The sequence below is a fragment of the Sphingomonas sp. genome (genome assembly GCF_036677245.1).
GTDB lineage: Bacteria > Pseudomonadota > Alphaproteobacteria > Sphingomonadales > Sphingomonadaceae > Allosphingosinicella.
In genome coordinates this window covers 51,626-61,680 of the sequence record NZ_JAKFCG010000063.1, presented here as the reverse complement: position 1 = coordinate 61,680, position 10,055 = coordinate 51,626, and the positions used below count along the sequence as shown (strand labels likewise).

At 64.2% G+C, this 10,055-nt stretch carries 9 protein-coding genes and 1 pseudogene; 9 read left to right on the top strand and 1 reads right to left on the bottom strand.

Features of this window, described 5'->3' with window-relative positions:
- Positions 1-605: pseudogene (locus V6M48_RS07500) on the bottom strand (phospholipase D-like domain-containing protein); the annotation flags it as partial.
- Positions 606-734: 129 nt separating this feature from the next.
- On the opposite strand from V6M48_RS07500, the gene V6M48_RS07495 reads away from it, so the two are divergent.
- The 9 genes from V6M48_RS07495 to V6M48_RS07455 all read left to right on the top strand — a co-directional run bounded on the left by V6M48_RS07495 (position 735) and on the right by V6M48_RS07455 (position 10,025).
- Complete coding sequence (locus V6M48_RS07495) at positions 735-1,697, top strand: DUF808 domain-containing protein (RefSeq protein ID WP_332811910.1); 963 nt, start codon at positions 735-737, stop codon at positions 1,695-1,697.
- A gap of 30 nt (positions 1,698-1,727) precedes the next feature.
- Positions 1,728-2,765 carry a sensor histidine kinase gene (locus tag V6M48_RS07490; RefSeq protein ID WP_332811909.1) on the top strand — a complete coding sequence of 346 codons (1,038 nt, stop codon included), beginning with the start codon at positions 1,728-1,730 and terminating at the stop codon, positions 2,763-2,765.
- Between the two features lie 77 nt (positions 2,766-2,842).
- Positions 2,843-3,895, top strand: a complete 1,053-nt coding sequence (locus V6M48_RS07485) for a substrate-binding domain-containing protein (protein WP_332811908.1) — start codon at positions 2,843-2,845, stop codon at positions 3,893-3,895.
- A gap of 26 nt (positions 3,896-3,921) precedes the next feature.
- Positions 3,922-5,310 (top strand): phosphate ABC transporter permease subunit PstC, encoded by a 1,389-nt coding sequence (gene pstC / locus V6M48_RS07480; protein ID WP_332811907.1) that lies wholly within the window; start codon positions 3,922-3,924, stop codon positions 5,308-5,310.
- Entirely contained in the window at positions 5,303-6,553 is a 1,251-nt protein-coding gene (gene pstA / locus V6M48_RS07475; RefSeq protein ID WP_332811906.1) for a phosphate ABC transporter permease PstA, read from the top strand. Before pstC ends, pstA begins: the two co-directional genes overlap by 8 nt.
- A gap of 23 nt (positions 6,554-6,576) precedes the next feature.
- Positions 6,577-7,371: a phosphate ABC transporter ATP-binding protein PstB gene (gene pstB, locus V6M48_RS07470; protein WP_332811905.1), complete on the top strand. Its 795-nt coding sequence runs from the start codon at positions 6,577-6,579 to the stop codon at positions 7,369-7,371.
- Between the two features lie 10 nt (positions 7,372-7,381).
- Positions 7,382-8,083: a phosphate signaling complex protein PhoU gene (phoU, locus tag V6M48_RS07465; RefSeq protein WP_332811904.1), complete on the top strand. Its 702-nt coding sequence runs from the start codon at positions 7,382-7,384 to the stop codon at positions 8,081-8,083.
- 36 nt (positions 8,084-8,119) lie between these two features.
- Positions 8,120-8,818 carry a phosphate regulon transcriptional regulator PhoB gene (gene phoB / locus V6M48_RS07460; RefSeq protein WP_332811903.1) on the top strand — a complete coding sequence of 233 codons (699 nt, stop codon included), beginning with the start codon at positions 8,120-8,122 and terminating at the stop codon, positions 8,816-8,818.
- 169 nt (positions 8,819-8,987) lie between these two features.
- On the top strand, positions 8,988-10,025 hold the full coding sequence (locus tag V6M48_RS07455) for a substrate-binding domain-containing protein (RefSeq protein WP_332811902.1): 1,038 nt from the start codon (positions 8,988-8,990) through the stop codon (positions 10,023-10,025).
- The last annotated feature ends 30 nt before the right edge of the window (positions 10,026-10,055 follow it).

The following is a 10,055-nucleotide window of genomic DNA, read 5'->3' as shown; positions in this document are numbered from 1 at the left end:
CCGAGTGCGGCTGCGGCCGGCCCCGTCAGCGCCGTCGTCGCATCGTGCCACGGGCCATAGGGCTTGCCGTTGGGGTCGATCCGCTGCGGATCGTCGTCGCGGTGCGCGCGTGTGTCCCAACGGCTTCGCGTCATGTCGATGCCGCCGCAGAAGGCGAGGCAATCGTCGATCACGACGATCTTCTGATGATGCGAGGCGCCGGTCGGATGCGCGCCGTCGAGGCTGAAATGGATGCGTTTGTGGAGCTTCCAGCGCAGCAAGGTCAGCGGGGTTGAACCGCGGAACATCGTCTTCACCAGCCCCAGGTCCCAGCGCAGCAGATAGACTTCCAGGCCCGGACGCCGCTTGACCAGCCACTGGATGAATTTTCCGATCGGCACCGGCTGCCCCTCGCCTTCGTCGCCGAAGCGGATGCGCGCGTCGAAATCCCAGCCGATCAGCATGATTCGTTTCTGCGCGGTCAGCATCGCCGCGCGTGCCGCTGCGAAATAATCGGCGGCATCGACGATTACGGCTGCCTGGTCGGCTCGCTCGATGCGCCAGCAATTGCGCCCCGGCGTCAGCTGATCGGCACCGGCAATGGGGGGAATGCGTGACTCGTACATAACGCCTGTTACTTAGAGCGAACGCAACCGTAACGATCCAATCGCCCGCACGATCCGTCCGCGCGTGCATCGCTGTCGCCCTTCCCTCGTTATCACCCGAACCAGTCTCTTGCCAACTTGTGAGGTTCAATGCCCTCTGGACTTGTAGCTCTGCTCGACGACGTGGCCGGCATCACCAAGCTCGCCGCTGCGTCCCTCGATGACGTCACCGGCGCCGCCGGGCGCGCCGGCACTAAGGCCGCCGGCGTCGTCATCGACGACACTGCGGTGACGCCGCGCTACGTGACGGGCTTCACGCCCGACCGCGAGCTGCCGATCATCGCCAAGATTGCGCGCGGCTCGCTCAAAAACAAATTGCTGTTCCTCCTGCCCGCTGCGCTCGCGCTCAGCGCGCTTGCGCCCTGGGCGGTGACTCCGTTGCTGATGATGGGCGGTGCCTATCTCTGCTTCGAGGCGACCGAAAAGCTCGTCGAAGCGCTGATCGGTCATGAGGTCGACGAGGATCTCGTCCCGCACACCGACGATCCCGCCGCCATCGAGCTCGAGAAAGTGTCCGGCGCGATCCGCACCGACTTCATTCTTTCCGCCGAGATCATGGCGATCGCGCTCGCCGACGTTGCGGACAGCCCGCTCCTGACCCGCGCCATCGTACTCGCGGTGGTGGGCATCGTCATAACCGGGGCCGTCTATGGCGTCGTCGCGATGATCGTCAAAATGGATGACGTTGGCCTCCATTTGGCCAAGCGGCGCGCAGCCGGCGCGCGTGCGATCGGCAGGCTGCTCGTGCGCGGCATGCCAGTCGTGATGGAGGCGCTTTCCATCATCGGCACCGCGGCGATGCTCTGGGTCGGCGGCGGCATCATCGTGCACGGCCTCGATCATTTCGGGCTGACTGCGTTGCCGGGCGCGCTTCACCACGGCGCCGAAACGGCCGCGCACGCCGCACCATTTGGCGCTGGGGCGGTCGAGTGGCTGGTGATTGCGGCGGGATCGGGCGTTGTCGGGCTCCTCGTGGGCGGCGCCGTGGTCGCGGTCCTGCACGTCGTGCATGTCATTAGGCACGCGCGCGCGTCGCATTCGACACGGGCTTGATCGCACGTGGGGGGCGCCTAGTTTGCACGCGTGACCGACCAACCTCTCGACAGCGCCGTTGCCAGCCTCCGCGGCTTGCTCGACGCGTTGCCCGAACCGAGCCTGATCGTCGCGAACGGGGTCATCATGATCAGCAACCGGGCTGCCCGCCAGATATTGGGCGAGTGGATCGACGGCCAGGATGTCCGACTCGCGATCCGCCATCCGGCTGCGGTCGAACGCCTGCTGGGCTCGAACGGCAGCATAGACGAGGTCGAGCTTGCCGGCATAGGTTCTGCCGAGCGGCGCTGGATGATGAACGTGCGCGGGCTGGACGACGGGGCGAAGCTCGTCCGGCTCACCGACCGCAGCGAATCCTACGCTGCCGAGCAGATGCGGGTCGATTTCGTCGCCAATGCCAGCCACGAGCTGCGCACGCCGCTGGCGACCCTGGTCGGCTATGCCGAGACGTTGCGCGAGCAGGGAGATGACATCGACTCTTCGACGCGCGAGCGCTTCACCGGCATTATCCACGACGAGGCGCGCCGCATGCAGCGCCTGGTGGAGGATCTGATCTCGCTCTCGCGCATCGAGGCGGAGCGCTTCAGCCCGCTGCCCGAGGCAATCGAGCTCCCGCCGCTGATCGAGGAGGCGATCCAGAACTGCCGCAATTCGGCAGCGGTGCGATCCTGCGACGTCCACCTCGAGGTGCCGCAGCAGCTTCCGGCGATCGCCGGCGATCGCAGCCAGCTACTCCAGCTTCTCGACAATCTGATCAGCAATTCGATTCGCTACGGGCGCGCCGGTGGGGAGATCGTGCTGCGTGCCGTCGTGGAGCGAAACATGGTGCGGCTCACCGTCAGCGATCAGGGCGAGGGCATCGCGCCCGAGCATATTCCGCGCCTGACGGAGCGCTTCTATCGGATCGATGCCAGCCGCAGCCGTTCGCAAAGCGGGACCGGGCTTGGCCTTGCGATCGTCAAATATATTGTCGAACGGCATCGCGGCCGGTTGAGCATCGAAAGCCGCCTCGGCCACGGCACGACCGTGCACGTGCTGCTGCCGCTGGCCGTTGCCACAAAAGTGTAACACGACTGTCACAATAGCTTCCCACAAGCGCCCTATCCGGAACCTAGCCGAATCGGCCATTCCCACGGAGACTGGACTTGAACAGAATTTCGATCGCACTTGCGTTTGCGGCGCTCGCGCTTGCGGGCTGCGGACAAGACGGCAACGGCGGCGGCCAGTCGGGCGGAACTCGTTCACAGATCAGGATCGTCGGCTCCTCGACTGTCTATCCTTTTGCGACTGCGGTCGCCGAGCAATTCGTCCGCAACAATCCCCGCTTCAAGGCGCCGATCATCGAATCGACCGGCACTGGTGGCGGCATGAAATTGTTTTGCGCGGGCGTCGGGACGCAGCATCCTGACATCGAAAACGCCTCCCGGCGGATCAAGAAGTCGGAATATGAGGATTGCCAGAAGAATGGCGTAACCCAGGTCATCGAGCTCCCGATCGGCATCGATGGGCTGGCGCTGATCGAGGCGACCGGCTCGCCGAAATTCTCGCTGACCCAAGCGGATGTTTATCGTGCGCTCGCCGCTAATCCGTTTGGCATACCGAACACCGCCAAGACCTGGCAGGACGTCAATGCGTCGCTGCCCGCGATTCCGATTCGAGTCTACGGCCCCCCGCCCACCTCGGGTACACGTGACGCCTTCGCCGAGCTGATCATGGAAAAGGGTTGCGAAAGCGATCCGGCGATGAAGGCGCTCAAGCAAAGCGACAAAGACCGGGCCAAGGACATCTGCACCAAGGTCCGTGAAGACGGCGCTTACATCGAGGGCGGCGAGAACGACAATCTTCTGGTCCAGAAAGTCTCGGCCAACGAAGGCTCGATCGGGATCATGGGCTATTCGTTCCTCGAGGAGAATGCCGACAAGGTGCGCGGTATCCCGCTCGACGGCGTCGTCCCGACCGCCGCAACCATCGCCAGCTTCGAATATCCCGGCGCGCGGCCGCTCTACATCTATGTGAAGGGCGATCACCTGTCCGCGATCCCGGGCATCCGCGAATATGTCGCCGAGTTCGCCAAGGGCTGGGCGCCGAACGGCTACCTCACCCGGCGCGGCCTTATTGCCTCGCCACCGGAGACGCTTGGCCTTGCCAACGGTACAGCGACGGACCTGAAGCCGATGACCGCTGAAGGGCTCGAATAGGCGCAAGCCGGAAAAGGCTTCAGCTTATGTCCCCTCTTCTTCTTTTCGCGGTGATCCTGGCTCTCGGCGTCGTCGGCTGGGTCAGCGCCCGCGCCCGCGCTGCGGCCTTCGCCCCAGCGCCGACGATCGCCTTGAGGCCGCACTCGGTACCGTCGTTCCATGGCTGGTACGTCGCGCTTTGGGCGGTCCTACCGGCGTTGGCGGTTTTCGTCATCTGGCAAATGGTTTCACCAATGCTCGTCACGGAAGCGGTGCTGCAAAGCCCTGCGGCTGCGGCGCTGCCCACCGACCCGATGGGGCGAAATGCGGTGATCGAGGAGGCGCGTGCGCTTGCGACCGGCGAGCTGGACGGGGCGTTCAACCCGCTGTCGAACCGCGTCGCTCCGGCGTTCGAAGCGGCCATCAGCCGCTACGCGATGCTCGGCTCGATCCTCGCTTTGATCGTCGCCTTCGCCGGCGGCGCCTTCGCCTTCCTGCGTATCCGCCCGGATTTGCGCGCGCGAACCAAGGTCGAGCGGTTGGTGATGGCGGTTCTGCTGATTGCCTCGCTGATCGCGATTTTGACGACGGCCGGCATCGTGCTGTCCCTCCTTTTCGAGACGTTGCGCTTCTTCTCCCATGTCTCGCCGGCCGAGTTCCTGTTCGGGCTGCAATGGAGTCCGCAAACCGCAATCCGCGCCGACCAGGCCGGATCGTCGGGCGCGTTCGGCGCCATTCCGCTCTTTTGGGGAACGATCTTCATCGGCGCGATCATCGCGATGATCGTCGCGGTGCCGCTTGGGCTGATGAGCGCCATCTATCTCACCCAATATGCGCATCGCCGGGCTCGGCAGTGGCTCAAGCCGATGCTCGAGATCCTCGCCGGGATTCCGACTGTGGTCTACGGTTATTTCGCCGCGCTTACGGTTGCGCCTGCGGTGCGGGACTTCGGCGTATCGCTCGGCATCCCATCCTCGTCGGAATCGGCGCTCGCCGCCGGCCTCGTGATGGGCGTGATGATCATCCCGTTCGTCTCCTCGATGGCCGACGATTCGCTTGCCGCCGTGCCCCAGGCGATGCGCGACGGCTCGCTGGCGGTCGGCGCCACACCGTCTGAAACGATCCGCCGGGTGCTTGTGCCCGCCGCGCTGCCGGGCATCGTCGGCGGCGTGCTGCTCGCCGTCAGCCGAGCGATCGGCGAGACGATGATCGTCGTGATGGCGGCCGGGCTCGCCGCCAACCTTACCGCCAATCCATTCGCCAGCGTCACCACGGTGACCGCGCAGATTGTCGGGCTTCTCACCGGCGACCAGGAATTCGACAGCCCGAAGACGCTCGCCGCTTTTGCATTGGGCCTTACCTTGTTCGCGATCACGTTCCTGCTCAACGTCATCGCGCTCCAGGTCGTGCGCAGATATCGGGAAGCTTATGAATAGAGCAGCCACCCAATGGTCCGGCAAGGCGATGCAGGAACGTCTGCGCCGCCGCTACGCGAGCGAGCGCCGTTTCAGGCGGATCGGCCTTGCCGCGATCGTGCTCAGTATCGGCTTCCTGCTGTTCCTGCTGATCACGATGGCGGTGAACGGCCTCGGCGGTTTCATGGAAACGCGGGTCAGGATCGACGTCGATTTTCCGCGTTCCGATCTCTTTCTCGATCCTGCCACGCTGCAGGGTCCGGACGCCGAAACCGCGCTCGCCGGGGCAGACATCGAGGGCGCTGTGGCGGCGGCAGCGCAAGCCCAATACGGACCACTCGGTCCGACGCTTATATCTGAGGCCGCCTGGCTGCGTGTCCGGGAGGCGATCGCCGAGGAGCCGTCGTTGCTGGGACGCAATGCCACGTTCTGGTTGCCGATCTCATCGGCGCTCGATGCCGCCGCCGATGGCGAGGGTCCTCCTGAGCTGAAGCAGGCCGCTCAGCGGCTCAAGTCCGCCGGCGCGCTGCAGCGCGGCTTCAATCTGCGCTTCCTGACCTCGTCCGATGCGACCGATCCCACCGTCGTCGGCATCTGGGGCGCGTTCAAAGGGTCACTGCTGACCATGCTGGTGACGATCGTGATCGCCTTTCCGATCGGGGTGCTCTCCGCGGTCTATCTCGAGGAATATGCGCCGAGGAACCGGTGGACGACGATCATCGAGGTTTCGATCAACAATCTCGCGGCAGTGCCGTCGATCATCTTCGGCCTGCTCGGCCTCGCCGTCTTCCTCAACTTCATGCACATGCCGCGCTCGGCGCCGATCGTCGGAGGCTTGACCCTGGCATTGATGACGATGCCGGTGATCGTCATCGCCGCCCGCAACGCGCTGACGGCGGTGCCGCCATCGGTGCGCGAAGCCGCGCTGGGCGTCGGCGCGAGCCAGGTCCAAATGGTATTCCACCATGTCCTGCCGCTCGCGCTGCCCGGCATCCTCACCGGCACGATCATCGGCATGGCGCGCGCGCTTGGCGAGACTGCGCCGCTGCTGATGATCGGCATGCGCGCGTTCATCGCCACGCCACCCGGAGGAATCAACGAGCCCGCCACCGTGCTTCCGGTTCAGATTTTCCTTTGGTCCGATGAGGTCAACCGCGGCTTCGTCGAGAAGACTTCCGCAGCGATCCTCGTGCTTCTCGCTTTCCTAATGGCGATGAACGGACTCGCTATCTATCTCCGCAACAAGTTCGAGCAACGCTGGTGAAAATCATGACCGCAAAAGAGATTATGGCGATTGATGGCGCGGCGCCGTGCGGCGGCCTCGAGGACGTCAAGTTCCGCGTCCGCGGCGTCAACGTTTATTACGGGGACAAGAAGGCGGTAGACAACGTTTCGCTCGATATTCCGACCGAGTTCGTAACCGCCTTCATCGGGCCCTCAGGGTGCGGCAAATCGACCTTCCTGCGGACGCTCAACCGCATGAACGACACGATCCCCGGCGCACGCGTCGAAGGCCGCATCGAGCTTGACGGCGAGGACATCTATTCCTCGTCGATGGACGTCGTGCAATTGCGCGCGCGTGTCGGCATGGTCTTCCAGAAGCCCAATCCCTTTCCCAAGTCGATCTACGAGAATGTCGCTTACGGCCCTCGCATCCACGGGCTCGCGCGCGACAAGACCGCGCTCGACGAGATCGTCGAACGCTCGCTGCAGCGCGCCGGACTGTGGGAAGAGGCGAAGGATCGGCTGAACGAGAGCGGCACCGCGCTTTCGGGCGGGCAGCAGCAAAGGCTCTGCATTGCCCGCGCAATCGCTGTCGATCCCGAGGTCATCCTGATGGACGAGCCTGCGTCGGCGCTCGATCCGATCGCCACCGCGCGGATCGAGGAGTTGATCCACGAGCTTCGCGGTCGCTACGCGATCGTGATCGTCACTCATAACATGCAGCAGGCCGCGCGCGTGTCGCAGCGCACCGCCTTCTTCCACCTCGGCGAGCTGGTGGAATATGGCGAGACGTCCGACATCTTCACGCGGCCGCAGGTGCCCCGCACTCAGGACTATATCACCGGACGTTACGGTTAAGGATCAGCACATGGCCACGATTGGCGGACACACCCTCAAGGCTTTCGACGAAGATCTGGCGGAACTCCGCGCGCTCATCTGCCAGATGGGCGGGCTCGCCGAGCACGCGATCCGCGAATCGATGCGCTGCCTGATGCAGCGCGACGTCGAAGGCGCGCTTCGCGTCGTCGAGAATGACCGCAAGCTCGATGTGATGGAGGCGGAGGCCGAGCGCAAGGTCGTGCAGCTGATCGCGTTGCGCGCGCCCATGGCCGACGATCTTCGCGAAGCCGTGGCGGCGCTCAAGATCGTCGGCCTGGTCGAGCGGATTGGCGACTATGCCAAGAATATCGCCAAGCGGGTTCCGCAGGTCGACGGCGCGGGTAAGATCGAGCCGCTTGCGCTGCTCCCCGAAATGGCGCGAATCGCGACCGAGATGGTGCACGACGTCCTCGACGCCTTTGTCGAGCGCAATGCCGAGAAGGCGCAGGCGGTCTGCGAGCGCGATCAGGCCGTCGACGATTTTTACAACAGCATCTTTCGCGCCCTCGTCACCTTCATGATGGAGGATCCGCAAAACATCAGCCGTTCCGCACACCTCCTGTTCGTCGCGAAGAACATCGAGCGGGTCGGCGATCATGCGACCAATATTGCGGAAATGGTCTATTTTACCGCGACCGGCGAGCGGCTGATGGACCGGCCGCGCGGGCAAGACCCCTCGGCAACGCCATGAGCCCGGCAATGAGCACACGGGAATGAGCACACCGAAATGAGCAACGCCAAGATGCTCCTCGTCGAGGACGACAAGGTCCTTGCCGACCTTCTCGTGTGGCATTTCGAACGCGAGCAATTCGACGTGCGCTCGACGGCCGATGGTGAGGAAGCCTTGCTTCTGGCTCAGGAAAATGTGCCGGATATCGTCATTCTCGACTGGATGATCGAGGGCATTTCAGGGATCGAGGTCTGCCGCCGGTTGCGCCGGAGCACTGCTACCGCCAACGTCCCGATCATCATGCTCACTGCGCGCGGCGAGGAGCTCGATCGGATCCGCGGGCTCGAGACCGGCGCCGACGATTATCTGACCAAGCCGTTCAGCCCGCGCGAGCTGATCGCACGGGTCGGCGCCGTGCTTCGCCGGGTTCGGCCCGCGCTCGCCGGCGAGGTGCTGAACTATTCGGATCTCGAGATGGACGTCGTCGCGCACAAGGTCAGGCGCTCGGGCAAGGCGGTTGCGCTCGGACCGACCGAATTCAGGCTGCTGCGTCACTTCCTCGAGCATCCGAACCGTGTCTTTTCGCGCGAGCGGTTACTCGACAGCGTCTGGGGCCACGACAGCGACATCGAGCTTCGCACCGTCGACGTCCATGTCCGCCGGCTGCGCAAGGCGCTCAACGATGGTGGCCGCCGCGATATCATCCGCACGGTCCGCTCGGCGGGCTATGCCCTCGATTCCGAAGAAATCGGTTAAGCGGGATTTTTTGGCGCGCGCAGCCAAGCCTGGACCGCTCTTCATGACAGTAATGTGACGGCACTGTCATCGTTCCGACTTCCTACCTTCGCTCGCTTGTCACCGAATCGGATTAGCTCTCGCAGCGGAGCTGCCGCCAATGCGGCGGCCGAAGCGAAGGGAAATTCCAATGAAAATCAGGACGGCCGTTGCCGCCATCAGCTTAGCAGCCGTTGCGGCTACACCGGTCTGGGCTGCGTCACGACGCAGCATTCACATTGTCGGCTCGTCCACCGTCTATCCCTTCTCGACTGCGGTTGCGGAGCGGTTCGCGCGAGCCAATCCGGGCATTCCCGCACCGATCATCGAATCGACCGGAACCGGCGCCGGCATGAAGCTTTTCTGCGGCGGCGTAGGTCAGCGCTTTCCCGACATCGAGAATGCCTCGCGTCGGATGAAAGCGTCCGAGGCGAAACTCTGCGCCCAGAACGGCGTCACCAAGATCACCGAAATCCAGGTCGGCCTCGACGGCATCGTGCTTGCCGGCGCCAAGAATTCGCCGGCGCTCAACCTCACGACGCGCGACATCTACATGGCGATTGCGGCAACCCCGTTCGGCAAGCCCAATCGCGCGAAGACCTGGCGCGACGTCAACGCCAAGCTTCCCAACATTGCGATCCGCGTTCTCGGTCCGCCGCCCACATCCGGCACGCGTGACGCGATCACCGAGCTGCTGATGACCGCCCCGTGCGAGAAGAACCCGTCGATGGCTGCGCTCAAGAAGAGCGATGAGGCCAAGTTCAAGAAGATCTGTACCGGCATCCGCGAGGACGGCGCCTTCGTCGAAGCCGGCGAGAACGACAATCTCATCGTCCGCAAGCTCGCCGCCTCGCCCGGCTCCTACGGCCTGTTCGGCTATTCGTATCTCGAGGAGAATGCCGGAACGTTGCAAGGCGCGACGATCAATGGTGTCGCTCCGACTTACGACAACATCGCCAGCTTCAGCTACCCGGGCGCTCGTCCTTTGTTCATCTATGTGAAGAATGCGCATGTCGCGGCCATCCCCGGCATTCGCCAGTTCGTTGCGGAATTCACCCGCGAGTCGACCTGGGGCCGCAATGGCTACCTCGCGCGCCGCGGCCTGATCGCCTCGCCCGATGCCGTTCGGGCCAATTATGCGAAGGCCGCCCGCAGCCTCTCACCGGTTGCCCTTGCCAGCCTGAAATAACCTCATGGGCACCCCCGGTGCCCTTGTCAT